Genomic DNA, 26372 nt, shown 5'->3' with positions numbered 1-26372 from the left:
CCCCCACACCGGCCCCACGAGCGGGGCGCGGCACCCGTCAGGTGCCGCGCCCCGCATCGGTCGTTCCCGCCCCGCGGGGCGTCTACTCGGCGGACTCCACCGGCGGGAGCGAGCCCGTACGGGCCGCCCGGCCGTACCACAGGGCGCTCGACTTGGGGGTGCGCTGCTGGGAGACGTAGTCGACGTACACCGCGCCGAACCGCTTCTCGTAGCCGTAGGCCCACTCGAAGTTGTCCAGCAGCGACCACAGGTAGTAGCCGCGGACGTCCGCGCCGTCGGCGATCGCCCGGCGGACCGCCGTGAGGTGGCCGTTCAGGTAGGCGACGCGCTCCGGGTCGTGCACCGTGCCGTCGGCGCCCGGCTTGTCGTCGTAGGCGGCGCCGTTCTCGCTGATGTAGAGCGGCAGACCGGGGGCCTCGCGGTGGTAGCGCATGATCAGCTCGTGCAGGCCGGTCGGGTCGACGGTCCAGCCCATCTCCGTGCGCTCGCCCGGCGGCTGGTGGAAGGCCACGTCGTCGGCGGCCGGCCAGGGCGAGTGGTCGCTGGCGCCGTGGCCGTCGGCGCGCGGGGCCCGGGAGTCGGCGTCCGCCGCCGACACCACGGTGGGCGTGTAGTAGTTGAGGCAGATCGCGTCGATCGGCTGCCGGATCAGCTCCAGGTCGCCGTCCTGGACGAAGGACCAGTCGGTCACCGGCGCCGTCGCCTCCAGCAGGGACTGCGGGTAGGCGCCGTGCAGGATCGGGCCGTGGAAGATCCCGCCGGACAGGTCGTCGATCCGCCGGGCCGCCGCCAGGTCCGCCGGGCTCGGTGACAGCGGGCGCACGACCGAGGTGTTGAGGCTGATCGCCACCGAGTTGCGGGCCGGCATCACCGACCGCAGGGCCGACGTGCTCAGTCCGTGGGCCAGGTTGAGGTGGTGGGCGGCGCGCAGCGAGGCCGCCGGGTCGGTGCGGCCGGGCGCGTGCACCCCGGAGGCGTAGCCCAGGAAGGCCGCGCACCAGGGCTCGTTGAGCGTGATCCACTGCTCCACGCGGTCGCCGAGCGCCTCGCCCACGATCCGCGCGTACTCCGCGAAGCGGTACGCGGTGTCCCGCTCGGGCCAGCCGCCCGCGTCCTCCAGCTCCTGCGGCAGGTCCCAGTGGTAGAGGGTGACGGCCGGCTTGATCCCGGCGGCCAGCAGCTCGTCCACCAGGCGGCGGTAGAAGTCCAGGCCGCGCTGGACGGCGGGGCCGCGGCCGGTCGGCTGCACCCGCGGCCAGGAGATGGAGAAGCGGTACGCGCCCAGCCCCAGGTCCTTCATCAGCGCCACGTCGTCGCGGTAGCGGTGGTAGTGGTCGACAGCGATGTCACCGGTGTCCCCGCCGGCCGTCTTCCCGGGGGTGTGGCTGAAGGTGTCCCAGATCGAGGGCGTACGCCCGTCCTCGCGCACCGCGCCCTCGATCTGGTACGCCGAGGTCGCGGCGCCCCAGAGGAAGGCGGGGGGGAAGGTCACCGGGGTCACCGGCGTTGCGGACTCAAGCATGGAAGCGCTCCCATAGCGGGTCGTGTGACGACCGGCGCGTAGTAAGGACGAGGGGGGATGCGGGCCGGGGCGGCGGTGACCCGGCCCACCGGAGGAGAGGTCGGCCCTTGGTGTCTGCCCGTGTCGGCCGCCGGTCAGCCCTTCACGGCACCCTGCATGATGCCGCCCACGATCTGCTTGCCGAAGATCGCGAACACCAGCAGCAGCGGCAGCGTGCCGAGCAGCGCCCCGGCCATGATCAGCGCCTGGTCCGGGGTGAAGCCGCGGCCCAGCCCCGCGACCGCGACCTGCACGGTGGGGTTGCCGTTCTGCGTCAGCACCAGGAACGGCCACAGGAAGTCGTTCCAGACCTGGACGAACATCAGCATGCCCAGCACGGCCATCGCGGGCCGCGCCGTCGGGAACACCACGTGCCAGATGACGCGCCAGCTGCTCGCTCCGTCCACCCGGGCGGCCTCGATGATCTCGTCGGGCAGCGCCTGGAGCAGGTACTGCCGCATGAAGAACACGCCGAACGCGCTCACCAGGGACGGGAAGATCACGGCCTGGAGCTGGTCGGTCCAGTCGAGCTTGGCGACCATCATGTACAGCGGGATGACGCTGAGCTGCGGCGGCACCATCATCGTGCCGACGACCACCAGCATCAGGGCGTTGCGCCCCTTGAACCGCAGCTTGGCGAAGGCGAAGCCGGCGATGGTCGACATGAGGACGATGGTGAGCGAGGAGATGCCCGCCACGATCGTGGTGTTGAGCATCGCCTCGCCCAGGTTGGCGTCGTTCCAGGCGATCTCCAGCTTGTCGAAGAGGTTGGCGCCGAACCAGAAGGGCGGCGGCGTCTGGGCCAGGCGCTGGTTGTCGCGGGACGCGGCGATCGCCGTCCACACCAGCGGGAAGAGCGAGCCGATGGTGAACAGGGCGAGGATGATGTACGCGATGGGACCGGCGTGCATCTGTCCGCCGGCCCGGGACGCCTTGGATCCGCGGCCCCGCCGGGGCTGCTCGGGTACCCGGTCGGCCGGGGGTTTCGTCAGGGTCGTCGTCACGGCCGGTTCTCCTTAACTACTGGCGCGCAGCCGGCGCGAGATGGCGTAGTTGACGATCCCGATCACGATGAGGATCAGGAACATCGTCCAGGCGATCGCGGAGGCGCGGCCCAGGTGCTGGTTCACCCAGCCCTGCTCGTACAGGTACAGGCCGAGCGTCTGGAACTGGTGCTGGGAGCCGCCCGAGGCGCCCTTGTTGGCGTCGAACAGCAGCGGCTCGCCGAACAGCTGCGAGGCGCCGATGGTCGACACGACGACCGTGAACAGGATCGTGGGACGCAGCTGGGGCAGCGTGACGTGGATGAACTGCCGCCAGCGGCTGGCCCCGTCCAGCGCCGCCGACTCGTACAGCTCCTGCGGGATCGCCTGCATCGCGGCCAGGTAGATCAGGGCGTTGTATCCGGTCCAGCGCCAGATGACGATCGAGGAGACCGCGAACTGCGACGACCACGTGCCGTTCTGCCAGTCGATCTTGTCCAGGCCGACCAGGTCGAGAGCCCAGTTGATCATGCCGTAGTCGCGGCCGAAGAGCAGCACGAAGACCAGCGACGCGGCGGCGATCGAGGTGGCGTACGGCGCCAGCATCACCACGCGGTAGAAGGTGGAGGCGCGCAGCTTGTAGTTGAGGATGTGGGCGAGGCCCATCGCCATCAGCAGCTGCGGCACCGTGGAGATGACGCCGATGGTCAGCGTGTTCCGCGCGGCGTTCCAGAAGAAGTCGTCGTCGAAGATCCGCGTGTAGTTGTCCAGCCCCGCCCACGCCATGTCGGTGGGCGCGGTCAGCTCCACCGTGTGCAGCGAGGCCCAGCCGGTGTAGATCAGCGGGAACAGGCCGAAGGCGGCGAAGAACACGAAGAACGGGGTGACGAACGCGTACGGGCTCCAGCGCATGTCCCGCTGCCAGCGGCGGGAGAGCCGGGCCCGTTTCCGCTCCGCCTCGGACGAGGGCGCCTGACCGGGCGGTCGGCCCGGGGCCGCGCCCCCCTTGGAGGGGAGCGCGGCGGTGTCGTGCCGGGTGGTCATTCCGGTCACTTCTCCAGGTTGTTGTCGATGGTCTTCACGGCGTTGTCCCAGGCCTCCTTGGGCGACTTGCCCTGGGTGACGAGGATGACGCCGTTGTCCGTCAGACCCTGCTGGATGATCTGGTCCTTCGGGCCGATCACCTGCGCCGGGATCGCCTCGGCGGCCTTGGCGAACAGCTCACCGATCGGCGCGTCGCCGGTCATGTCGTTCTTGGCGCCGGTCACCTCGGACGACTCGTACGCGGCCGGGGCGCTGGGGAAGCTGCCCTGCACGGCGAAGAGCTTGGCCTGCTGCTCCGGCGCGGTCAGCCAGGCGACCAGCTTCTGCGCGGCCTTCACGTTCTTGCCGCTCTTGGGCACGCCCAGGAAGGTGCCCCCCCAGTTGCCGGACTTCGGCGCCGCGGCCACGTCCCACTTGCCGGCCGCGTCGGGCTGCGACTTGCCCTTGATGTAGCCGAGCATCCAGGGCGGGCAGGCGACGGTGGCGAACTTGTTGTTGGCGATGGTCTGGTCCCAGGCCGGCTGGAACTGGGTCTGCGACTGGACCAGGCCCTCCTCGGCGGCCTTGGCGGTCAGGTCGAAGGCGTCCTTGACGGCGGGGTTGGTCTTGTAGATCACCTCGCCGGCGGCGTCGTAGAACTTCTCCTCCTCACCGCTGAGGACGGCGTTGATCAGCCCGCCGGGGGAGTCCATGAAGTAGGTGTCCTTGCCGGCGCTCTTCTTGTACTTCTCGCCGGCCGCGATGAACTTGTTCCAGTCGCCGGCCCACAGCTTGCCGACCTCCTCGCGGTCGGTCGGCAGGCCGGCCTTCTCGAAGAGGTCCTTGCGGTAGCAGACGGCCATCGGGCCGATGTCGGTGCCGAGGCCGACCGCCTGGCCGTCCTTGGTGACACCCTGCTTCCACTTCCAGTCCAGCCAGCTGCTCGACTGGACGCCCTCGGCCTTGGACATGTCCGTGAACTTGTCCGCCTGGGTGGCGACGACCTCGGCTATGTTGCCGACCTCGATGGCCTGCACGTCCTGGAGGCCGCTCTCGGTGGTGAGGTGGTTGACCAGAGCGGGGTAGTAGTTCTCGTTCCGCTCGGTGACGTTCTCCTCGATGTTGACGTCCGGGTTGAGCTTCTCGTACTCCTCGTAGAGGCCCGCCTCCTTGAAGCCCATCGTGCCGAACAGACCGAGGGTGATCGTGGTCTTGCCGCTGCTGTCGCCCGACGACGAGCCGTCCTCGTCCTTCCCGTCGTCGGCACAGCCGGCCAGCAGCCCGGCGCCCAGCGACGCGATGGCCGCGATGACCACCGCCTTGCGGGCGGATCGAGTACGTGCTGCTCGCATTGCGTCCTCCTGTTGCCCTGACGTGCCGACCCCCCGGCCAACTACATGGTTGGGCCCGCTGCTTCATGTCGTTCGTGCGTTGCTGCGGCTCGGGCGGGGAACGTGCGGGATGTGTATGTGCCAGGTAGTGTGGGAGCGCTCCCACAAGTGATGTGTTGAAGAGTCGTCGGTCCGGCCGGGGGTGTCAAGGGAGCGGACGCGACGAAGTGCGTTCAGTTATCGGCCTGTTAACTGGACGCGTCGGGCGGCGCCGGGACCCTCCCCGCGCGGCGGTGACGGACCCGGAGCCGGTCATTACACCCGACCGGCCTGTTAAATTCCAGGCCAGCCGCAGAGTGCGGGGGTGTCGACGGGAGGCGGAGCCGATGGCAAGCCACGGAGCGCGTGGGCGGAGCGGTGGCCGGCCCACCCTCGAAGAGGTGGCGGCACGGGCGGGCGTCGGCCGCGGCACGGTGTCCCGGGTGATCAACGGTTCGCCCCGGGTCAGCGACGCCACCCGGGCGGCCGTCGAGGCGGCCGTCGCGGAACTCGGCTACGTCCCGAACACGGCGGCCCGCGCGCTGGCGGCCAACCGCACCGACGCGATCGCCCTGGTGGTGCCGGAGCCGGAGACCCGCTTCTTCGCGGAACCGTATTTCTCGGACATGCTGAAGGGCGTCGGCTCCGAACTCGCCGACACCGAGATGCAGCTGCTCCTGATCTTCGCGGGCAGCGACCGGGAACGGGAGCGCCTCGCCCAGTACCTGGCGGCGCACCGCGTGGACGGCGTCCTGCTGGTCTCGGTGCACGCCGACGACCCGCTGCCCGACCTGCTGTCCCAGCTGGAGATCCCGGCCGTGATCAGCGGCCCGCGCTCGGCCGCGGAGTCGCTGGCGTCGGTCGACTCGGACAACTACGGCGGCGCCCGCTCGGCCGTCGAGCACCTCCTGGCCCGCGGCTGCCGGCGCATCGCCCACATCACCGGCCGCCTCGACGTCTACGGCGCCCAGCGGCGCGTCGACGGCTACCGCGAGGCGCTGCGCGACGCGGGCGTGGCCGTCGACGAGGACCTGATCGAGGCCGGTGACTTCACGGAGGACGGCGGCCGGCGCGCGATGCGGGAGCTGCTGCGCCGCGCACCCGACGTGGACGCGGTCTTCGCCGCCTCGGACGTCACCGCCGCGGGCGCCCGCCAGGTCCTGCGCGAGGCGGGCCGGCGCATCCCGGAGGACGTGGCGCTGGTCGGCTACGACGACTCGGCCATAGCCCGCCACATGGAGCCGCCGCTCACCAGCGTGCGGCAGCCCATCGAGGAGATGGGCCGCGCGATGATCGACCTCCTCCTGACCGAGATCGCGGACCGCCGTCCGGCGGCGTCGCGGGGTCTGGAGCGGCACCAGGTGGTGCTGGCGACGGAGTTGGTGGAGCGTACGTCGTCCTGAGCGCGGGATCGGCCGGGCGGGCGCGTCGGAAGGGCGGGCCCGCCTCCGGGTTCCCGGCTGTTCCCGAGGCCCTGGAAAAAGATCAAGGGCTGACCCGTTTCCACAGGTCAGCCCTTGATCATTCAGGGTGAGTGACGGGACTTGAACCCGCGGCCACCTGGACCACAACCAGGTGCTCTACCAACTGAGCTACACCCACCAAGGCCGGTGCTCGAATCCCGCTTGGCGGGGCTTCCCGACCGGCTGAGAAAAAGTGTACAGGGTCCGAAGGGGTGCTCGCGCCCGGCTTTCCGGGCGCCGCTCCCGGGTCCTGCGGGGCTCCTACCTGGCGGGTACGACGTGCTTCGCGGCGATCGCCTTGGCGGTGTCGGAGTCCGGTCCGGGCTGCGGGACGAAGACCGCCTCCCGGTAGTAGCGCAGTTCGGCGATGGACTCGCGGATGTCGGCGAGCGCCCGGTGGTTTCCGTTCTTCTCGGGGCTGTTGAAGTACGCCCGCGGGTACCAGCGGCGGGCCAGCTCCTTGATCGAGGACACGTCGACGATCCGGTAGTGGAGGTAGTCCTCCAGGGTGGGCATGTCCCGCAGGAGGAAGCCGCGGTCGGTGCCGACCGAGTTGCCGCACAGCGGGGCCTTGCCGGGCTCCTTCACGTGCTCGCGCACATACGCCAGGACCTGCGCCTCGGCGTCCGCGAGGGTCGTGCCGCCGTCCAGCTCCGCGAGCAGGCCGGACGAGGTGTGCATCTCGCGCACCACGTCGGGCATCGTCTCCAGGGCCCGCTCCGGCGGGCGGACGACGATGTCGACGCCCTCGCCGAGGATGTTCAGCTCGGAGTCGGTGACGAGGGCGGCAACCTCGATGAGCGCGTCGTCGGACAGCGAGAGGCCGGTCATCTCGCAGTCGATCCACACCATGCGATCGTTCATGCGGACACCTTACGGCCGGTCGGTGTTCACCGGGTCCCCGGCGTCGGTGTGGGCGTCACGGGGGCTGCCGCCCCCGAACCCCCGCTTCGGCCTGGACGGCCTCGTCCTCAAACGCCGGACGGGCTGAATCGCCCGTCCGGCGTTTTGAGTGCTACGTCACGACGCGCCCCGCTGGACCGGGACGCCGGCCGCCGCCGGGACCGGCGCCGGGGTGCGGCGGGTCTGGAACGGGACCGCACCCTCGGGAGACAGCGCGGCCGATTCCGCGGGGGCGGGCGGCCGGGTGGCTCCCGCGCCGCCCGGATCCGGGTCCACCGGGCGCTCGCTCTGCGGGCGGCGCGCCCGGTAGGCCGCGCGGTAGGCGGCCGGAGACGAACCCAGCTGGCGGCGGAAGTGGCCGCGCAGCGCCACCGGCGAGCGGAAGCCGCAGCGGCCCGCGACCTCGTCCACCGAGTAGTCCGACGTCTCCAGCAGGCGCTGCGCCTGGAGCACCCGCTGGGTGATCAGCCACTGCAGCGGCGCACTGCCGGTCAGGGACCGGAAGCGGCGGTCGAAGGTGCGGCGGCTCATGTAGGCCCGCGCGGCCAGCGTCTCCACGTCGAACTGCTCGTGGAGGTGCTCCAGCGCCCAGGCGACGACCTCGGCGAGCGGGTCGGCGCCGATCTCCTCGGGTAAAGACCTGTCCAGGTAGCGCTCCTGGCCTCCGCTGCGGCGCGGCGGCACCACCAGGCGGCGGGCCAGCGCTCCGGCCGCCTCGTTGCCGTGGTCGGTGCGCACGATGTGCAGGCACAGGTCGATCCCGGCCGCGGTGCCCGCGGACGTCAGCACGTCGCCGTCGTCCACGAACAGCTCGCGCGGGTCCACGTGCACCGACGGATAGCGCTTGGCCAGCGTCGGCGCGTACATCCAGTGCGTGGTCGCGGGGCGGCTGTCCAGGAGACCGGCCGCCGCCAGCACGAAGGCGCCGGTGCACAGGCCGACGATGCGGGCGCCCTCCTCGTGCGCCCGGCGCAGCGCGTCGAGCGCCTCCTCCGGTGGCGGCGAGGTGATCGACCTCCAGGCCGGCACGACGACGGTGCCCGCGCGCGAGATCGCCTCCAGGCCCTGCGGCGCGGTCAGTTCGAGGCCCCCTGTGGTCCGCAGCGGGCCGTCCTCACCCGCGCACACCAGAAGTCGGTAGCGCGGTACGCCGGCGTCCTGGCGGTCGATCCCGAACACCGACAGCGGTATGGAACTCTCGAAGATGGGACCGCCGCTGAACAGCAGCACCGCGACGATCTCCTTGCGGCGTCGCCCGGAGAGTTTCCGGACGGCGCTTTCCGGCGCGGCGGTGGAGTCGTGGCTCATGCTGCTAAGCCCCCCTCGGTGGTCGCGGCACCCTCTACCCTTCGGGTCTGTCGCTCCAACACGTTTCCCCTCGGTCCTGCACGAGTCCCCCGCCGTAGACAGTCAAGATCGAATCTACTGGGTCCCGTCGCGCCGGGATGGCCGGTTCGGCACTTGGGACATTGTCGACATGGCAACTTGGCGTGAACCAGTCGATCACGAAGCGTTGCACTCTGGGGCGCCCCAGGGAAGTGCGCCTTGTGTCAGTGGCCAATCCACGTAGGGTGCCCGGGGTCCCCGAGAGCCTTTCCGTGCAGGTGGAACGGGGGTTTGGGGGTGGTGAGGGGGGCAGATGAGCCACCCCGGGAAGTTGGCTGAAAAGAAGCGGAACCGTGCGCAAAAACCGGTCAGTCGACCGGTGTGTTTTCCCCAGCGTGCCGTCCGCCCCCGCGAACGGGCCTCGCGGGCCTGCGCCGGCGGCCGCCCCGACCCGCGCGCTCCCCGCCGTACGGGTGCGCGGCGAGGCGCTCGGAGCGCCGCAGCAGCAGGCGGCACACACCGGTGACGGCGGCCAGTCCCAGGGCGGTGCCGGCCGCGCCGGCGAAGGACGTGCCGTACCAGAGGAGCGCGACCGGGACCAGGAAGCAGCTGAACGCCGCCCAGCGGACGAGGTCGGTCACGCCGTCCCGGGACGGCGCGGGTGTCGGCTGGGCGGGACGGTGCGGTCCGGACACGGAGGCTCCCTGGGGGGTGGCGGCATGGAGATCAACGCCCGCGGGCCGCGTCGGTCACGACCGGTGACCGATGGTTGAATCCCGCGCAAACCGCCTGTACAGGGCAGCAACCATTGCGTTGCGGGCGCCCCTCGGGCATGCTCCGGTGAACCCCGCGGCGGACCCTCCGCGGGAACTGGGCGAAGGAGGCGTGCCGCCGTACCCTTGGGGGTATGGGGTTGGGAAGACCATTCCCGGACACAGCTCAGCCGCCCACTGTTGGCCCCCCATAGAGGATAAAAACGCCGAGACAGTTATGGCCGGTCACGAATTCTTCGAACCCGCGGACCGCAAGCGGCCCGTCGCCGAACCCACGGCGGCCGAGCCCCTGGCGGCCGAAGAGCCACGCCAGTCGTGCGACCCCGCCTTCAAGCACGGGGTCGTCGTCGGCTTCGACGGCTCCACATCCAGCGAGCGTGCCCTCGCGTACGCCATCGGCATGGCGTCCCGGCTGAGTTCCGGCCTGGTCATCGTGCACGTCGCCAACCGGCTGCCCACCACGGTGTGGGCCGGCTGCGAGCCCCCCGTCTTCGTCGACGTGCCGGACCACCGCACCGAGGTGCTGGGTCTGGAGCTGGCGTGCGCCGACTACCTCGCCGACGTCCCGTGGATCCTGGTCGAGCGCGGCGGCGACATCTGCCACGAACTCGAAGAGGTGGGGCGGGAGTACGAGGCGGACGCCATCGTCGTCGGCTCCAGCCACGGACTGGTGGGCCGGCTCTTCGGTTCCGTCGCCGGCCGGCTCGCGAAGCGGGCGAAGCGGCCCGTGGTGATCATCCCGTAGGGGACCGGGCCGCCCCGCCGTGAGCGGGTCCTACTCGACCGTCACCGACTTGGCGAGGTTCCTCGGCTTGTCGATGTCCCGGCCGAGGGCCAGCGCCGTGTGGTACGCGAGCAGCTGGAGCGGGATGCCCATGAGGATCGGGTCCAGCTCGTCCTCGTTCTTCGGCACGACGATGGTGTGGTCGGCCTTCTCCTGCTCCCGGTGGGCGACCGCGAGGATCTGGCCGCTGCGGGCCTTGATCTCCTCCATGGCCGCGCGGTTCTTCTCCAGCAGGTCGTCGTCCGGCACGATCGCGACCGTCGGCAGCGCGGGCTCGATCAGGGCGAGCGGGCCGTGCTTCAGCTCGGAGGCCGGGTAGGCCTCGGCGTGGATGTACGAGACCTCCTTGAGCTTGAGGGAGGCCTCACGGGCGACCGGGTAGCCGCGGACCCGGCCGATGAAGAGCATCGAGCGGGCGTCGGCGTACTGCGCGGCCAGCTTCTTGACGTCCTCCTCCTGCTCCAGCATCTCGGCGATCTGCGCGGGCAGCTTGCGCAGGCCCTCGATGATCCGCTTGCCGTCGCGCACCGAGAGGTCGCGGGTGCGGCCCAGGTGCAGGGCGAGCAGCGCGAAGGCGACGCAGGTGTTGGTGAAGCACTTGGTGGAGACGACGCAGACCTCGGGCCCGGCGTGCACGTACATGCCGCCGTCGGCCTCGCGGGCGATCGCCGAGCCGACCACGTTGACGATGCCGAGGACGCGGGCGCCCTTGCGCTTCAGCTCCTGCACGGCGGCCAGCACGTCGTACGTCTCGCCCGACTGGGAGACGGCGATGTACAGGGTGTCGGGGTCGACGACGGCGTTGCGGTAGCGGAACTCGGAGGCGGGCTCGGCGTCCGCGGGGATGCGGGCCAGCTCCTCGATCATCTGGGCGCCGATCTGGCCCGCGTGGTACGAGGTGCCGCAGCCGAGGATCTTCACGCGGCGCACGGCGCGCGCGTCGCGGGCGTCCAGGTTGAGGCCGCCGAGGTGCACGGTGGAGAAGCGGTCGTCGATCCGGCCGCGCAGCACGCGGTCCACGGCCTCGGCCTGCTCGTGGATCTCCTTGTGCATGTAGGTGTCGTGGCCGCCCATGTCGTAGGAGGCGGCCTCCCACTCCACGGTGGTGGGCTCGGCGGTGGTGCGGGTGCCCTCGGTGGTGTAGGTGCGGAAGTCGTCCGCCTTCAGGGTCGCCATCTCGCCGTCGTCGAGCGTGACTATCTGGCGGGTGTGGGCGACCAGCGCGGCGATGTCCGAGGCGACGAACATCTCCTTCTCGCCGATGCCGAGGACGACCGGCGAGCCGTTGCGGGCGACGACGATGCGCTCGGGGAAGTCGGCGTGCATCACGGCGATGCCGTAGGTGCCCTCGATGAGCCGGAGGGTCTCGCGGACCTTGTCCTCCAGCTTCTCGGCCTCGGAGCGCGCGACGAGGTGGACGAGGACCTCGGTGTCGGTCTCGGAGAGGAACTCGACGCCGTCCGCCTCCAGCTTGCGGCGCAGGTCGGCGGCGTTGTCGATGATGCCGTTGTGGACGACGGCGACCTTCTGGTCGGCCGACATGTGCGGGTGGGCGTTCAGGTCGGAGGGGGCGCCGTGGGTGGCCCAGCGGGTGTGGGCGATGCCGGTGGTGCCCTTGAAGCGCGCCGGGACCTTGGCCTCCAGGTCGCGGACCCGGCCCTTGGCCTTGACCATCTTCAGGCCGGCCGCCTTCGGCGACGTGACGACGATGCCCGCCGAGTCGTATCCGCGGTACTCCAGGCGCTGGAGGCCCTCCAGGAGCAGGGGCGCGACGTCACGCTTGCCGATGTATCCGACGATTCCGCACATGTATACGTAAACCTCTGTTCCTCTTCGGCTTCTCAGCCGTAGACGATGCGGCGCAGCTGACGGAGCGACAGCTCCGGCGGTGCCACCGCGCGGTATTTCAGCTCCGCCCCGATCCGTTCGAAGATCGTCGCGTTCACCAGGCCCTGGGCCTGGAGTTCGCGGTGGCGGCGGCGGACGAACTCCTCGGTCGTCTCGTCGAAGTAGGCGAGCACGTCCTGGACCACGCGCAGTGCCTCGCCCCGGTTGAGGGGGGTGGACCGCGTCAGGTGATCAACGAGTTCGTCGTGCACCCGGTAGATCCTGGGGTACCGACAGCGGTAACGCAAGAATCCTGCCCGATTTCGGGCAGGGTGTGGTCAGAGTCGCTTCAGTACGGCCTGCTTGGCCAGGTTGAACTCCTCGTCGGTCAGCACCCCGGAGCGGTGCAGCTCACCCAGCTCCCGCAGCCGGCGCAGCAGCGCGTCGTGGTCGTGCTCGGCCGCGGGGGCCGGGGCGGGCGCGGCCCCGGCCGGACCGGCCTTCTCCAGGGCGGCCGGCGCCGACGGGTGCGGGAGGCGGGCCTGCACGGCCGCGGCCACCAGGGCCATCAGCGGGTCCTTCTTGAAGCCCCACAGCTCCACGGCGTTCGGGTCGTACTTCGGCGGCACCTTGCTCGGCGCCCCCCGCACCGTGAACCGCAGGTGGCCGTTCTCCAGGCCCACCGTCGGCTGCCACTCCACCGCGAGGATGTCGGCGAGGGGGAGGGTGCGCGGGCCCGCGGCCGACTTGGCGTCCTCCGCCTGCCACTTCCACTCCAGGCGCACCCGCTCCCCGTCGAAGCTCGCCACGCCGTCCCCGGCGGACACCGACAGCGGGACGGCCGGACCCGGCAGCACGTACGCGTCGAGGGGGCCCGGGGGAACCTGGTCGAGGAGCAGCGCGTTGCGCACCTCGTCCACGAAGTACTCGGCCACGCCGTACCGGTCGGACTCCACGACGAGCTGGTACGGGTCGTGCGGCTCGGTCAGCCGGCCGCCCGTCGCGTGCAGCAGCGGATCGGCGCCGTCCCGCAGGCGCAGCCGCAGCCGCCCGGACTTGCGGCCCTGCTCGAACGATATGCCCGCCAACGCCGTGAGCGGTACGAGCAGTTCACCCAGCTCCCTGCGGAGCAGGCCGACGTTCTTGTCGCGTCCGGGAGTCAGCCGCAGCGCGTCGCCGTCGAAGACCCACGTTCCGTCCTTCTGGATGATTTCCGCCATGCGCGGATTGTTTCACCGCTTCTGCGGGCGGTGATGGTGCGGGAGAGTGGTCCACACCCGCCCCCAACCCCCGTACCGCACGCACGCGAAGGGAGCCCGCACGTGAGAGCTCATCGACGGCACCACCGAACGACTCCCCGCACCGGCCGGCTGCTCGGATCCCTGCTCCTGGTGGCGGCCGCCTGCGCCATGGCCACCGGAGCGGCCCCCGTGCACCGGGCGAACGCGACCCCCATGGACCGGGTGATCCCGGCCCCCGCCTCCGTCGACCCCGGCGGCGCCCCGTACCGCATCACCCCCGGCACCCGCATCCGCGTCGACGGCTCGCGCGAGGTCCGCGGCGTCGGCGACTACCTCGCCGGCGTCCTGCGGCCCTCCACCGGCTACCGGCTCCCCGTCACCACCGAGGGCCACGGCGGCATCCGGCTCCGGCTGGCGAAGGGCTCCTACGGCGACGAGGGCTACCGCCTCGACAGCGGCGCCTCCGGCGTCACCATCACCGCCCGCAAGGCCGCCGGCCTCTTCCACGGCGTCCAGACCCTGCGCCAGCTGCTGCCCGCCGCCGTCGAGAAGGACTCCGTCCAGCCCGGCCCCTGGCTGGTGGCCGGCGGCACCGTCGAGGACACCCCGCGCTACGGCTGGCGGGCCGCCATGCTGGACGTCTCCCGGCACTTCTTCACCGTCGACGAGGTGAAGCAGTACATCGACCGCGTCGCCCTCTACAAGTACAACAAGCTCCACCTGCACCTCAGCGACGACCAGGGCTGGCGCATCGCCGTCGACTCCTGGCCGCGGCTGGCGACGTACGGCGGCTCCACCGAGGTCGGCGGCGGCCCCGGCGGCTACTACACCAAGGACGACTACAAGGAGATCCTGCGCTACGCCGCCTCCCGCCACCTGGAGGTCGTGCCCGAGATCGACATGCCGGGCCACACCAACGCGGCCCTCGCCTCCTACGCCGAGCTGAACTGCGACGGCGTCGCCCCACCGCTGTACACCGGCACCCAGGTCGGCTTCAGCTCGCTGTGCGTCGGCAAGGAGGTGACGTACGACTTCGTCGACGACGTCGTGCGCGAACTGGCTGCGCTCACCCCGGGCCGCTACCTCCACATCGGCGGCGACGAGGCGCACTCCACGCCGCACGAGGACTTCGCCGCCTTCATGAAGCGGGTGCAGCCGATCGTCGCGAAGTACGGCAAGACGGTCGTCGGCTGGCACCAGCTGGCGAGCGCCGCGCCGGCCGAGGGCGCGCTGGTCCAGTACTGGGGCCTGGACCGCACCAGTGACGCCGAGAAGGCCCAGGTCGCCGAGGCGGCACGGAACGGGACCGGGCTGATCCTGTCCCCGGCCGACCGGACGTACCTGGACATGAAGTACACCAAGGACACCCCGCTGGGCCTGTCCTGGGCGGGCTACGTCGAGGTGCAGCGCTCCTACGACTGGGACCCGGCCGCCTACCTGTCGGGCGCCCCGGCCTCCGCGGTCCGCGGTGTCGAGGCGCCGCTGTGGACGGAGACGCTGTCCGATCCCGAACAGCTGGAGTTCATGGCCTTCCCGCGGCTGCCGGGCGTCGCCGAGCTGGGCTGGTCCCCGGCGTCGACGCACGACTGGGACACCTACAAGGTGCGGCTCGCCGCCCAGGCGCCGCGCTGGGAGGCGATGGGCATCGACTACTACCGCTCGCCGCAGGTCCCCTGGACGTGAACCCGGTCTGACCGGAACGCGAGAACGGGCACCCCGGAGGACCGTCTCCGGGGTGCCCGCCCGTTCACGGGGCCGGCCGGTCAGCGCCCCGCGAGGGGGTTCTCCAGCCGGCCGATCAGCTGGAGCGCGCCGGACGGGTCGGCGAGGTCCACCATCTGCCGGTTGTCACGCAGCTGGAGCCGGTTGAGGCAGGACAGCGCGAAGTCGGGCGCGAACAGGTCGTACCGGGCGAACTTGTCGGCCAGTTCCGGCACCGACGCCTGGTACTCGCGGGTGACCTCCGCGACCGTCCCCCAGAAGTCGTCCTCCTCCATGACGCCCTCGCCCGCGAGGTCGGCGGCCAGGAAGCGGAAGAAGCAGTCGAAGACGTCCGTGAAGATGGACAGGAGCTTCTTGTCCTCCGGCACCTCCACGGCGATCCGCGCGACCTCCGGCGGCAGCACCGCGTCCGGGTCCATCACCGCGATCTCCTCGGCGATGTCCTTGTAGATCGCGCGCCGCACCACCCCGTCCTCCAGGACCAGGATGACGTTCTCGCCGTGCGGCATGTACACCAGGTCGTAGGCGTAGAAGCTGTGCAGCAGCGGGACGTAGTAGGCGCGCAGATAGTGCCGCAGCCACTCGGCGGGCGCGAGCCCCGACCGCTCGATCAGCGCGCCCGCGAAGGAGGCGCCCTCGTGGTCGACGTGGACGAGGGAGGCCATGGTGGCCAGCGTCTCGCCCTCCCGCAGCGACGGCACCGGGCTCTCCCGCCACAGCGCCGCCAGCATCTTGCGGTAGGGCGAGTAGCGGTCGGTGGCCTGCTCGTACTCCAGGTGCCGGTAGCCGACGGCGGCCCGCTCCCGGATGATGCTCAGACCCGTCCCCTTGAGCACCGGGTCGCCCTCGATGAGCCGGGCGAGCCAGTCGTTGATGGCCGGAGTCGCCTCCATGTACGCCGCCGACAGGCCGCGCATGAAGCCCATGTTGAGGACGGACAGGGCCGTCTTCACGTAGTGCTTGTCGGGGTGCGAGGCGTTGAAGAAGGTGCGGATCGACTGCTGGGCCAGGTACTCGTCGTCGCCCTCGCCGAGGCAGACCAGGTGCCCGCGGGCGACCTCGGCGGCGAAGGTGACGGTGAGCTTGTTCCACCACTGCCAGGGGTGGACCGGGATGAGCAGGTAGTCGGCCGGGTCCAGGCCCCGCTCGCGCAGGACGCCGTGGAAGCGGTCGACGGTCCCCTCGCCCAGCTCGTCGCGGACGAAGGACTCGTACTCGATCCCGACGCCGGCCGTGAACGCGGCGCGCGAGCGGTGGGCGGCCAGCCACACCAGCCGGACCGGGCTCGCGGTCTCCGGCGCGTACGACAGGTACTCGTGGATGCCGAAGCCGAGCCGCCCGTTGTTGGCGACGAAGCACGGGTGGCCCTCGGTCATGCCCGTCTCGACGGCCTGGAAGTCGCCGCGGGCCAGCTCGGCGGAGGTGACCTTCGGCTTGGTGAGCTTGTAGCAGGTGCCGGAGAGGGTGGAGGAGATCTCCTCCAGGTAGACCGGCAGGATCTCCTCGCTCAGGCCCAGCGTCTTCCGCAGCTCGATGAAGAAGTCCAGCGCGGCGATCGGGAGTTCGGCCCCGTCGCGGTGGCGCGTGATGGAGTCGGCGTCCACCTGCCAGTGGTCAAGGGCGCGGACGGTGGCCGTGAACCGGTAGCGGGTCTGGCCGTCGTCGCTGAGGACCGCGTACCCGTCGCCGTCCGGCTCGGGGGAGAACAGCCGCTCGTGCGTGAACTCGGCGAGGGCCTTGCGGACCAGGAGGCGGTTGGCCTGCTCCCAGCGCTCGGGGGAGAGGTGGGCGACGGCGTCGGCGAGGCTCATCGGGACACCGCCTTCTCGAACTGCTCGCGGGTGCAGAAGCTCAGCAACGCCTTCTTCTCCGGCTTCTGGATCTCGCGCTCGGGCACGAATCCGACGGCTTCGTTCAGGGCGTGGACGGCCTTATTGGCGACGTCCGGCTCGACGACGACGCGGGCGGTGGCCGGGTCGGCGAACAGCTCGGTCATCACGGCGGTGATGACGGCGCGGGTGAAGCCGTGCACCGGCCGGTCGGTGGGGGCGACCAGGAAGTGCATGCCGACATCGCCCGGCTCGGGCTCGTACAGGCCGGTCAGCTCGCGGTGGACCGGGTCGTAGCGCTCCATCAGGAAGGCGGGGACGCCGTCGTGCAGGCCGACGTAGGCGTCCTGGTGCGGGTCGGCGGCCACCTCCATGTAGGCCCGCTCGACGTCGACGAGCTTCGCCTCCTGCATCATCCAGAACGCGGACTTGGGGTGGGTGAGCCAGCCGTGCAGCAGCTCGGCGTCCCTGAGCGGGTCGAGGGGGCGCAGGGTGAGGGCGCCGATCCTCGCGGTGGGGGTCGTGGGGGTGGTCATGCGCTGAACTCCTGGAACGCGATCGACTTCTCGACCGGGTAGTACTCGGTGCCGAGCAGCTCTCGGACGATGTAGCTGTTGCGGTAGGCGCCCATCCCCAGGTCGGGGCTGGTGACGCTGTGGGTGTGGACCCCCGCGTTCTGGAGGAACACACCGCTGCCCGTGACGTCGACGGCGTAGTTGCGGGCCACGTCGAAGTTGCCGCGGGAGTCGTAGCGCAGCCGGTCGCGGACGGGCTTGAGGAACTCCGGCTCGGCGTAGCGGTACCCGGTGGCCAGGATCAGGCCCTGGGTGTCGATCTCGAAGTCCCGGCCCTGCTCCTCCTGACGGAAGCCGAGGGTGTAGGTGCCGTTCGCGTAACGGGCGCTGGTCAGTGCCGAGTTGGTGAGCAGGCGGGTGGGGACGGGGCCGCCCAGCTTCTTCTGGTAGAGCAGGTCGAAGATCTCGTTGATCAGATCGCCGTCGATGCCCTTGAACAGGCCCTTCTGCTCCGAGGTGAGGCGGTAGCGGGTGGGCTCCGGCAGCGCGTGGTAGTAGTCCACGTACTCCGGGGACGTCATCTCCAGCGTGAGCTTGGTGTACTCCAGCGGGAAGAAGCGCGGCGAGCGGGTCACCCAGTTCAGCCGGTAGCCGTGCACGTCGATCTCGCTGAGCAGGTCCTGGTAGATCTCGGCGGCGGACTGGCCGCTGCCGACCAGCGTGATCGACTCCTTCTTCTGCAGCTCCGCCTTGTGCTCCAGGTAGCGGGAGTTGTGCAGGAAGTCGCCGGCCAGGCCCCGGCAGGCGTCCGGGATGTGCGGCGGGGTGCCGGTGCCGAGCACGAGGCGGCGGGCGCGGTAGACGTCGCCGGAGGTGGTGGCGACGGCGTACAGCTCCTCGCGCTCGTCGTACGTCACCTCGGTCACCGTCGTGGAGAAGCGGACGCTGCTCAGTTTGTTCGCGGCCCAGCGGCAGTAGTCGTCGTACTCGACGCGCAGCGGGTAGAAGTTCTCCCGGATGTAGAACGAGTACAGCCGGCCCTTCTCCTTCAGGTAGCTGAGGAAGGAGTACGGGGAGGTCGGGTCGGCGAGCGTGACCAGGTCCGACATGAACGGGGTCTGGAGGTGGGCGCCGTCCAGGAACATCCCGGAGTGCCACTCGAAGTCCGGCTTGGACTCCAGGAAGACGCCGTTCAGCTCGGCGATCGGCTCGGTGAGGCAGGCGAGGCCGAGGTTGAAGGGGCCGAGGCCGATCCCCACGAAGTCGTACGTGGCACTGGCTTCAGGAAGCGCGGTCAAGGGACTCTCCCAGGTACTGCTCGGCGTGGCCGGCGATCAGGTCGAGGACGGCGGCGATGTCGGCCGTGGTCGTCTCGGGGTTGAGCAGGGTGAACTTCAGGTAGTGGCGTCCGGCCACCTTGGTGCTCGCGACCACGGCGTCGCCGGAGGCGAACAGGGCGCGGCGGGCGTACAGGTTGGCGCGGTCGATCTCGGCGGGGTCGGTGACGGCCCCCGGGATGTAGCGGAAGACCAGGGTGGACAGGCTCGGCTCCACCACGACGTGGTAGCGCGGGTCGGCGGCGAGCAGCCGCCAGCCGTCGACGGCGAGGTCGCACACCTCGTCGAAGAGCTGCCCGATGCCGTCGGCGCCCATCACGCGCAGCGTCATCCACAGCTTGAGCGCGTCGAAGCGGCGGGTGGTCTGGAGCGACTTGTCCACCTGGTTGGGGATACGTTCCTGCACCATGCGGCGCGGGTTGAGGTACTCCGCGTGGTAGGTGGCGTGGCGCAGCGTGGCCGCGTCGCGCACCAGCACGGCGGACGAACTCACCGGCTGGAAGAAGGACTTGTGGTAGTCGACGGTGACCGAGTCGGCCCGCTCGATGCCGGCCAGCCGGTCCCGGTACTTCAGCGAGGTGAGCAGTCCGCAGCCGTAGGCCGCGTCCACGTGCATCCACACGCCGTACTGCTCGCAGAGCGCGGCGATCTCCGGCAGCGGGTCGATGGAGCCGAAGTCGGTGGTGCCGCTGGTGGCGACGACGGCCATGGGGACGAGGCCGTCCTGCACGCAGCGCTCCAGCTCGCGGGCGAGGGCCACGGTGTGCAGGCGCTTGTCGTGGTCGACGGGGATCGGGACGACGGCGTCGGGGCCGAGGCCGAGCAGTTTCGCCGACTTCTGCACGCTGAAGTGGCTGGCCTCGGAGGCGAAGACCCGCAGTTTGCCCAGGGAGTCGGTCTTGGCCTCCTCGCGGGCCAGCAGCAGCGCCTGGAGGTTGGACTGGGTGCCGCCGGAGGTGAACACGCCGTCGGCCGCCGGGCCGAGGCCGATGCGGTCGGTGGTCCAGTCGATCAGCTTGCGCTCGATGAGCGTGCCGCCGGCCGACTGGTCCCAGGTGTCCAGGGAGGAGTTGACCGCGGAGAGCACGGCCTCGCCCAGCACCGCCGGTATGACGACGGGGCAGTTGAGGTGGGCGAGGTAGCGGGGGTGGTGGAAGTAGACGGCGTCGCGGAGGTAGACGTCCTCCAGCTCGTCGAGGACCGCGGCCGTGTCGTGCAGCGGCCGGTCGAGGTCGATCGCGTCGACGCGGGGGGAGAGGGCGTCAACCGTGACACCGGTGAACGGGCGGTCGGTGGTGGCGATTCTGGCGGCCACCCGCTCGACTCCTTCGATCACGGAGCGGCGGTACTGCTCCGCGTTGGTGTCGTTGAGCAGGTGCGAGCGCATGTGGGGATCCTCCGGTGGGGACGGTCCGAGAGGGAGAGGGTGGGGGTGGAAGGGGCGCGAAAGGGGCGGAGCCCTTGCTTCGACTTAGGTTAGCCTAACCTAAGTTGATTGGATCAAACGCAGGCCCCCGCGTGACTGCGGTCACTCGTGTGCACGGTGGCAACACCCGGCGGCATCAGCCCTGTTCGCGGAGCTGTTCCTCGGTCAGACCCCGGCGCCAGTAGCCGACGAAGGTGACGCGCCTGCGGTCGATGCCCCGCTCGCGCACGAAGTGCCGGCGCAGCGACTTGACGCAGCCGGACTCGCCCGCGATCCAGACGTAGGGGTGTTCGGCGTCCGGCAGCCGCGCCTCCCGCAGGGTGGCCAGGGTCGCCTCGGGGCCGTCGGCGGTGTCCCGGACCAGCCAGGTGATCTCGGCGTCCGCCGCCGTCGCGAGGTCCTGCGCGTCCTCGGCGTGCGGCACCTCCAGCCAGACCCGCGCGCGGGTGCCGGCGGGCAGCGACTCGACGATCGCGCAGGCGGCCGGCACGGCCGTCTCGTCGCCCCAGATCACCACCAGGTCGGTGTCCTCGGGCGGCCGGAAGCGGATCGCCCGGTTGTCCGCGACGGCGGGGCCGAGCAGCAGGACGCGGTCCCCGGCGCGGGCGGCCGCGGCCCAGCGGGCGGCGGGGCCCGCCTCCAGGGCGGCGCCGGGTTCGAGGCCGTGCAGCACGAAGTCGACGTCGATCTCGGCGGTGTCGCCGCCGACGTCGCGCCGGAGCGCCCGCAGTGTGTACGAGCGCATCACCGCCCTTACGTCGTCCGGCAGTTCGCGCCACGCCTGCCACCATCCGTCGCCCTGCTCCAAGGGCACCGCGGGCTCCGACTGGCCCGGGTGCGGCAGGAAGAGCGACAGGGACTGGTCGCGGCCGTCCGAGTGGAAGGCGCGCAGGTCGTCGCCGGCGAAGGTGACACGGGCCAGAGACGGACCGAGCCGCCTCGTCCGTACGACCTGGAGGGAGAAGAAACGGAACGGGGCGGCTACGGCCGTCGTCATGGCGTGCTCCGGGAGACGGAGAAGGTCAGCCGACCTTCTTGGCGTTCTCGATGGCCTCGGCGAGGTTGTCCAGCAGCGGCGTGCACTTGTCGTAGGACAGGATCGGCTCGGGGGAACGGGCGATGACCTGGCCGGCCTTGACCGCGGGGAGCTGCTTCCAGGTGCCCTCGGTGATGTCCGCGGGCTGGATGGTGGAGGCGCGGTCGTCCATGATGATGATGTCGGCCGGGTACTTGTCGACGTTCTCCCAGCTCAGGCTCTCGAACCAGCCGCCGGTCGCCTTCTTGGCGTCCTCGGAGGGCTCGACGAAGTTCACGCCGAGGGCCTTGAAGTACTCCAGGTCCACGGACAGGTTGGTGCCGGAGACGTAGAAGAGGTCGGCGCTCGCGGAGCCGGCCAGGACCCTGATCTCGGGCTTGGCCTTGGCGGCGGCGCGCAGCCGGGCGGCGGCCTTCTCGAAGGCGGCCTTGGCGTCGGTGACCTTCTTGGCCTTCATGTCGGCGCCCAGCGACTCGGCCAGCTCCCACATGCGCTGGAGCGGCTGGGTGAGCTGGCGGTCGAAGACGGAGACCGCGACGCTCGGGGCGAGCTTGGCGACCTTGTCCTTGGACTCCTCCGGGACGGACCAGAGGGTGCCGGCGGTGTCGAAGGTCGTGGTGATCAGCACCTCGGGGGCGAGGCTCGCGTACTTCTCGACGTTGAGCTTGCCCCACTCGTTGCCGAGGACGGTGACCTTGGCGACGTCGAGGTCGCCGGCCTGCACGTCGGGCTTGCCGTCCTTGGTCGTGGTGGGGCCGAAGACGCCCTTGACCTGGACGCCGTAGTCCCAGAGGGCGGCCGCGACACCGGTGAAGGCGACGATGTTCTTCGGCACCGAGTCCAGCTTCACGGTCGTGCCGCGGTCGTCCTTGAAGGACCAGGGGCCGGACTTGCCGGTGCCCGCGCCGTCCCCCGAACCGCCGCTCTTCGCGTCGTCGTCCCCGCAGGCCGCGAGCGCGGCACCGAGGCCGATGGCGCCGCCGGCGGCGAGGATTCCGCGGCGGGTCGGGTGGGCAGCTCTGGCGTTGCGCATGGTGTGACTGCTTTCGAACGGTGCGGAGCTCCGCGGGACAATTCGAAGGTAGGTTAGCCTAACCTCAGATCTTGTCCAGGGGCGGGGCCGACCGGCCCCGCCCCGCGACGGTGGGCCGGCTCAGCCCGCCAGCCCCAACTCCCGTGCGATCAGCATCCGCTGGACCTCGCTGGTGCCCTCGCCGATCTCCAGGATCTTCGAGTCCCGCCACATGCGCGCGACCGGATACTCGTTCATGAACCCGTAGCCGCCGTGGATCTGGGTGGCGTCCCGGGCGTTGTCCACGGCCACCGTCGACGAGTACAGCTTCGCCAGCGCCGCCTCCTTCTTGAACGGCTCACCCGCCACCAGGCGGGAGGCCGCGTCCCGCCAGGCGAGGCGGGAGGTGTGGGCCTTCATCTCCATGTCCGCGATCTTGAACTGGATGGCCTGGTTGGCGCCGATCGGCTTGCCGAAGGCGTGACGTTCCTTCGCGTACCTGACCGACTCGTCCACACAGCCCTGCGCGAGTCCCGTACCCAGTGCGGCGATGGCGATGCGTCCCTCGTCCAGGATGCGCAGGAACTGGGCGTAGCCGCGCCCCTTCTCGCCCAGCAGGTTGGCCGCCGGGACCCTTACGTCGGCGAAGGACAGCTCACGGGTGTCCGACGCGTTCCAGCCGACCTTCGAGTACGGGGCGGCCACCGTGAAGCCCGGGGTGCCGGAGGGGACGATGATCGCGGAGATCAGGGGCCGGCCGTCCGGCTTGCGGCCGGTGACCGCCGTGACGGTGACCAGGCCGGTGATGTCCGTGCCCGAGTTGGTGATGAAGCACTTGGTGCCGTTGATCACCCACTCGCCGGTCGCCTCGTCGAGCCGGGCCGTCGTCCGCGTCGCGCCCGCGTCCGAACCGCCGTCCGGCTCGGTCAGCCCGAAGGCGCCGAGGATCTCGCCCGAGCACAGCCGGGGCAGCCACTCGCGCTTCTGCTCCTCGGTGCCGAACAGGTGGACCGGCATCGCGCCCAGCGAGACGCCCGCCTCCAGCGTGATCGCCACCGACGAGTCGACCCGGGCCAGCTCCTCCAGGGCGATGCCGAGCGCCAGGTAGTCGCCGCCCATGCCGCCGTACTCCTCCGGGAACGGCAGCCCGAACAGGCCCATGCGGCCCATCTCGCGGACGATCTCGTACGGGAACTCGTGCCGCTCGTAGAAGTCACCGATCTTGGGCGCCACGACGTCGTGGGCGAACTCCTCGACCGTGCGGCGGAGTTCTTCCAGTTCGGGGGAGAGCTTGTGGTCCATGGGTGATCAGTGCTCCTGGTGGGAGTCGGCGCCCGAGCCCGCCAGGGCTCGTACGGTGCGGGACGGGCTGGGTCGGCCCAGGTGGGCGGCCATCCAGACGCTGGTGGCGACGAGACGGCCGAGGTCGACCCCGGTGTCGATGCCGAGGCCGCGCAGCATCCACACGAGGTCTTCGGTGGCGAGGTTGCCGGTGGCGGACTTGGCGTAGGGACAGCCGCCGAGCCCGCCCGCGGAGGCGTCGACCGTCGTGACGCCGTGCCGCAGGGCGGCCAGGGTGTTGGACAGGGCCTGGCCGTAGGTGTCGTGGAAGTGCACGCCGAGCGCGCCGACCGGGACGCCGGACCCGGTGAGCGCGTCGAGCAGGGCGTCGACGTGGCCCGGGGTCGCCACCCCGATGGTGTCGCCGAGGCTCAGCTCGTCGCAGCCCATGTCCAGCAGGGCCCGGCAGACCCGCACCACCTGCGGGACGGGGACGGCGCCCTCCCACGGGTCGCCGAAGCACATCGAGAGGTAGCCCCGCACGTGCACGCCGGCCGCCTTCGCCCGCGCCACCACCGGCGCGAACATGGCCAGGGCCTCGTCCACCGTGCGGTTCAGGTTGGCCTTGGCGAAGGACTCCGTGGCGCTGGCGAAGACGGCCACCCGGCGTGCGCCGAGGGCCAGCGCGCGGTCCAGGCCGCGCTCGTTCGGCACCAGGACGGGGAGGTCGACCGGCAGGTCCGCGACGGCGGGGTACAGCTCCTCCGCGTCCGCCAGCTGCGGCACCCACTTGGGGTGCACGAAGCTCGTCGCCTCGATGGTGGTCAGACCGGTCCCGGCGAGGCGGCGGACGAACTCCGCCTTCACCGCTGCCGGGACGACCGCCTTCTCGTTCTGCAGGCCGTCGCGGGCGCCCACTTCGTGGATGCGGACGCGGGCGGGCAGGCCCTCGGCCGGCACGGTCATCGGCAGACCCAGCTCGGGGGTGTTCACGCCGTCTGCTCCTCTCCGCCCTCGGCCGGGGCGATGACCGCCAGCACCTGGTCCATGGCGACCGTGGTGCCGGGCGCGACGTCCAGCTCGGCGACGGTGCCGGCGTGCGGCGCGGAGATGACGTGCTCCATCTTCATCGCCTCCACGACCAGCAGGCTCTGCCCGGCGGCCACCTCGTCGCCGACGGCGACCTTCACCACCGTCACCGTGCCCGGCATCGGCGCGGTGAGCGAGTCGGCGCCCGCGTGGGCGGAGCGGGTGAGGGAGGCGGCGACCGGGTCGTGGTCGCGCACGTGCCAGGCGTCGCCGTCGCGGCCCAGCCAGTCGCCGGCGCGGTCGAAGGTGTGCCGGACGCCGTCGAGGGTGACGGCCACCTGGTCGTCGGTGACGGCGTGGGTGCCGCGCGGGGAGTGCGTGACGGGTTCAAGTCCCGTGGCCCGCATCGGGAAGGCCACCGGCTTCGGCTCGCCGCCCGTGCGCCAGCCGTCCGGCACCGAGAACGGGTCGGTCCAGCCGTCCCCGCGCGGCCGCAGCGCGTCCAGCCGTACGGCCGCCGCCGCCTCGTACACCTCCTCCGGCACGTCCGTGGAGACCAGGCCGTCGGCCTCGCGCTCCACCAGCCCGGTGTCCAGGTCGCCCGCCACCACCGCCGGGTGCGCGAGCAGCCGCCGCAGGAACCCGGCGTTGGTCTGCACGCCCAGCGTCACCGTCCGGGCCAGGGCCGCCCGCAGCCTGCGCAGCGCCGTCTCCCGGTCGGGGCCGTAGGCGATCACCTTGGACAGCATCGGGTCGTAGAGGCTGCCGACCTCGCTGCCCTCGCTGAGCCCGGAGTCGGTGCGCACCCCGTCACCCTGGGGCTCGCGCAGCCGCAGCACGGTGCCGCCGGAGGGGAGGAAGCCGCGCGCGCCCTCTTTGATGGACACAGTCTCGGCGCACAGCCGGGCCTCCACCGCGTGCCCGGTCAGCCGGACGTCGTCCTGCGCGAGGCCGAGCGGTTCGCCCGCCGCCACCCGCAGCTGCCACTCCACCAGGTCCAGGCCCGTCACCAGCTCGGTCACCGGGTGCTCGACCTGGAGGCGGGTGTTCATCTCCATGAAGTAGTACGACGACGGGTCGCTGCCCGGCACGATGAACTCCACCGTGCCCGCGCCCCGGTAGCCGCAGGAGCGCGCCGCCTGCACGGCGGCCTCGCCCATCGCGGCCCGGGTCGCCTCGTCGAGGAGCACGCTGGGCGCCTCCTCGATGATCTTCTGGTGCCGGCGCTGGAGGGAGCACTCCCGCTCGCCCAGGTGGATCACGTTGCCGTGGCCGTCGGCCAGGACCTGGATCTCGATGTGCCGGGGCCGGTCGATCCAGCGCTCCACGAGGAGCGTGTGGTCGCCGAAGGAGGCGCGGGCCTCGCGCCGGGCGGCGGCGATCTCCTCGGCGAGCACGGCGGCGTCCCGCACCAGCCGCATCCCCTTGCCGCCCCCGCCGGCCGACGGCTTGAGCAGCACCGGCGTGCCGATCTCGCGGGCCGCGTCGGCGAGCTGTGCGTCGGTCAGCCCGCTGCCGCTGGAGCCCGGGACGACCGGGACCCCGGCCGCCTTGACCGTCTCCTTGGCCCGGATCTTGTCGCCCATGAGGGCGATCGCGTCGGCGGGCGGCCCGATGAAGACCAGCCCCGCCTCCTCGCAGGCCCGCGCGAACCCGGCGTTCTCGGCGAGGAAGCCGTACCCCGGGTGGACGGCCTGCGCGCCGGTGCGGGCGGCGGCCTCCAGCAGCCGCTCGACGGACAGATAGCTCTCCGCCGCCGGCGCCGGGCCGATCCGTACCGCCTCGTCGGCCTCGCGCACGTGCCGGGCGTCCGCGTCGGCGTCGGAGAAGACCGCCACCGAGCGCACGCCCATCGCGCGCAGCGTCCGGATGACCCGCACCGCGATCTCACCGCGGTTGGCCACCAGCACCGTGTCGAACATCGAGCTCCC

Annotated in this window: 22 protein-coding genes and 1 tRNA gene; 3 read left to right on the top strand and 20 right to left on the bottom strand. The window is 71.2% G+C overall.

Annotated features, from left to right (window positions below; translation table 11 throughout):
• Positions 1-82 precede the first annotated feature (82 nt).
• From IE108_RS10990 to IE108_RS10975, 4 genes are all read right to left on the bottom strand, one after another.
• Positions 83-1522, bottom strand: a complete 1440-nt coding sequence (locus IE108_RS10990; RefSeq protein ID WP_064728021.1) for a GH1 family beta-glucosidase — start codon at positions 1520-1522, stop codon at positions 83-85.
• 134 nt (positions 1523-1656) lie between these two features.
• Entirely contained in the window at positions 1657-2565 is a 909-nt protein-coding gene (locus IE108_RS10985; protein ID WP_064728020.1) for a carbohydrate ABC transporter permease, read from the bottom strand.
• Positions 2566-2577: 12 nt separating this feature from the next.
• Complete coding sequence (locus tag IE108_RS10980; RefSeq protein ID WP_064728019.1) at positions 2578-3588, bottom strand: carbohydrate ABC transporter permease; 1011 nt, start codon at positions 3586-3588, stop codon at positions 2578-2580.
• 5 nt (positions 3589-3593) lie between these two features.
• Entirely contained in the window at positions 3594-4919 is a 1326-nt protein-coding gene (locus tag IE108_RS10975; protein ID WP_064728018.1) for an ABC transporter substrate-binding protein, read from the bottom strand.
• Between the two features lie 365 nt (positions 4920-5284).
• On the opposite strand from IE108_RS10975, the gene IE108_RS10970 reads away from it, so the two are divergent.
• Positions 5285-6340: a LacI family DNA-binding transcriptional regulator gene (locus IE108_RS10970; RefSeq protein ID WP_064728017.1), complete on the top strand. Its 1056-nt coding sequence runs from the start codon at positions 5285-5287 to the stop codon at positions 6338-6340.
• A 126-nt stretch (positions 6341-6466) separates the two neighbouring features.
• On the opposite strand, the gene IE108_RS10965 is transcribed toward IE108_RS10970, so the two are convergent.
• The 4 genes from IE108_RS10965 to IE108_RS10950 form a co-directional block, all read right to left on the bottom strand.
• A tRNA-His gene (locus IE108_RS10965) sits at positions 6467-6539 on the bottom strand.
• Positions 6540-6661: 122 nt separating this feature from the next.
• Positions 6662-7264: an oligoribonuclease gene (gene orn / locus IE108_RS10960; RefSeq protein ID WP_064728016.1), complete on the bottom strand. Its 603-nt coding sequence runs from the start codon at positions 7262-7264 to the stop codon at positions 6662-6664.
• Positions 7265-7420: 156 nt separating this feature from the next.
• Entirely contained in the window at positions 7421-8611 is a 1191-nt protein-coding gene (locus IE108_RS10955) for a helix-turn-helix domain-containing protein (protein ID WP_064728015.1), read from the bottom strand.
• A 386-nt stretch (positions 8612-8997) separates the two neighbouring features.
• On the bottom strand, positions 8998-9324 hold the full coding sequence (locus IE108_RS10950) for a hypothetical protein (RefSeq protein WP_064728014.1): 327 nt from the start codon (positions 9322-9324) through the stop codon (positions 8998-9000).
• 295 nt (positions 9325-9619) lie between these two features.
• On the opposite strand from IE108_RS10950, the gene IE108_RS10945 reads away from it, so the two are divergent.
• Positions 9620-10147 (top strand): universal stress protein, encoded by a 528-nt coding sequence (locus IE108_RS10945; protein WP_064728013.1) that lies wholly within the window; start codon positions 9620-9622, stop codon positions 10145-10147.
• 30 nt (positions 10148-10177) lie between these two features.
• Here IE108_RS10945 and glmS read toward each other — a convergent pair whose 3' ends face one another.
• The 3 genes from glmS to IE108_RS10930 form a co-directional block, all read right to left on the bottom strand.
• Complete coding sequence (glmS, locus tag IE108_RS10940; RefSeq protein ID WP_064728012.1) at positions 10178-11995, bottom strand: glutamine--fructose-6-phosphate transaminase (isomerizing); 1818 nt, start codon at positions 11993-11995, stop codon at positions 10178-10180.
• A 32-nt stretch (positions 11996-12027) separates the two neighbouring features.
• Positions 12028-12285, bottom strand: a complete 258-nt coding sequence (locus IE108_RS10935; protein WP_064728011.1) for a hypothetical protein — start codon at positions 12283-12285, stop codon at positions 12028-12030.
• A 66-nt stretch (positions 12286-12351) separates the two neighbouring features.
• Entirely contained in the window at positions 12352-13233 is an 882-nt protein-coding gene (locus tag IE108_RS10930) for a DUF4429 domain-containing protein (RefSeq protein ID WP_064728010.1), read from the bottom strand.
• A 102-nt stretch (positions 13234-13335) separates the two neighbouring features.
• Between IE108_RS10930 and IE108_RS10925 the strand changes: the two genes are divergently transcribed.
• Entirely contained in the window at positions 13336-14937 is a 1602-nt protein-coding gene (locus IE108_RS10925) for a beta-N-acetylhexosaminidase (protein WP_064728009.1), read from the top strand.
• An 80-nt stretch (positions 14938-15017) separates the two neighbouring features.
• On the opposite strand, the gene IE108_RS10920 is transcribed toward IE108_RS10925, so the two are convergent.
• The 9 genes from IE108_RS10920 to IE108_RS10880 form a co-directional block, all read right to left on the bottom strand.
• Positions 15018-16787 carry an IucA/IucC family protein gene (locus IE108_RS10920; RefSeq protein ID WP_064728008.1) on the bottom strand — a complete coding sequence of 590 codons (1770 nt, stop codon included), beginning with the start codon at positions 16785-16787 and terminating at the stop codon, positions 15018-15020.
• Complete coding sequence (locus tag IE108_RS10915) at positions 16784-17341, bottom strand: GNAT family N-acetyltransferase (protein ID WP_064728007.1); 558 nt, start codon at positions 17339-17341, stop codon at positions 16784-16786. Before IE108_RS10915 ends, IE108_RS10920 begins: the two co-directional genes overlap by 4 nt.
• Positions 17338-18618: a lysine N(6)-hydroxylase/L-ornithine N(5)-oxygenase family protein gene (locus IE108_RS10910; RefSeq protein ID WP_064728006.1), complete on the bottom strand. Its 1281-nt coding sequence runs from the start codon at positions 18616-18618 to the stop codon at positions 17338-17340. The genes IE108_RS10915 and IE108_RS10910 overlap by 4 nt, the downstream gene beginning before the upstream one ends.
• The gene (gene desA / locus IE108_RS10905; protein WP_064728005.1) at positions 18602-20044 is read right to left on the bottom strand and encodes a lysine decarboxylase DesA; all 1443 of its coding nucleotides are present in this window, start codon (positions 20042-20044) and stop codon (positions 18602-18604) included. The genes IE108_RS10910 and desA overlap by 17 nt, the downstream gene beginning before the upstream one ends.
• Positions 20045-20219: 175 nt before the next feature.
• Positions 20220-21080, bottom strand: a complete 861-nt coding sequence (locus IE108_RS10900) for a siderophore-interacting protein (protein WP_064728004.1) — start codon at positions 21078-21080, stop codon at positions 20220-20222.
• 25 nt (positions 21081-21105) lie between these two features.
• Positions 21106-22152, bottom strand: coding sequence for an ABC transporter substrate-binding protein (locus IE108_RS10895; protein WP_064728003.1), 1047 nt, complete (start codon positions 22150-22152; stop codon positions 21106-21108).
• Between the two features lie 120 nt (positions 22153-22272).
• A complete protein-coding gene (locus IE108_RS10890) occupies positions 22273-23433 on the bottom strand; it encodes an acyl-CoA dehydrogenase family protein (protein WP_064728002.1) in 1161 nt (386 codons plus the stop codon).
• Positions 23434-23439: 6 nt separating this feature from the next.
• Positions 23440-24405, bottom strand: coding sequence for a hydroxymethylglutaryl-CoA lyase (locus tag IE108_RS10885; protein ID WP_064728001.1), 966 nt, complete (start codon positions 24403-24405; stop codon positions 23440-23442).
• Positions 24402-26363, bottom strand: a complete 1962-nt coding sequence (locus IE108_RS10880; RefSeq protein ID WP_064728000.1) for an acetyl/propionyl/methylcrotonyl-CoA carboxylase subunit alpha — start codon at positions 26361-26363, stop codon at positions 24402-24404. The genes IE108_RS10885 and IE108_RS10880 overlap by 4 nt, the downstream gene beginning before the upstream one ends.
• Positions 26364-26372: the final 9 nt, after the last annotated feature.

The organism is Streptomyces parvulus, from assembly GCF_014648855.1.
Taxonomy (GTDB): Bacteria; Actinomycetota; Actinomycetes; order Streptomycetales; family Streptomycetaceae; genus Streptomyces; species Streptomyces parvulus.
The sequence above is the reverse complement of the archived record's forward strand: the minus strand, read 5'-3'. Positions and strand labels throughout refer to the sequence as shown.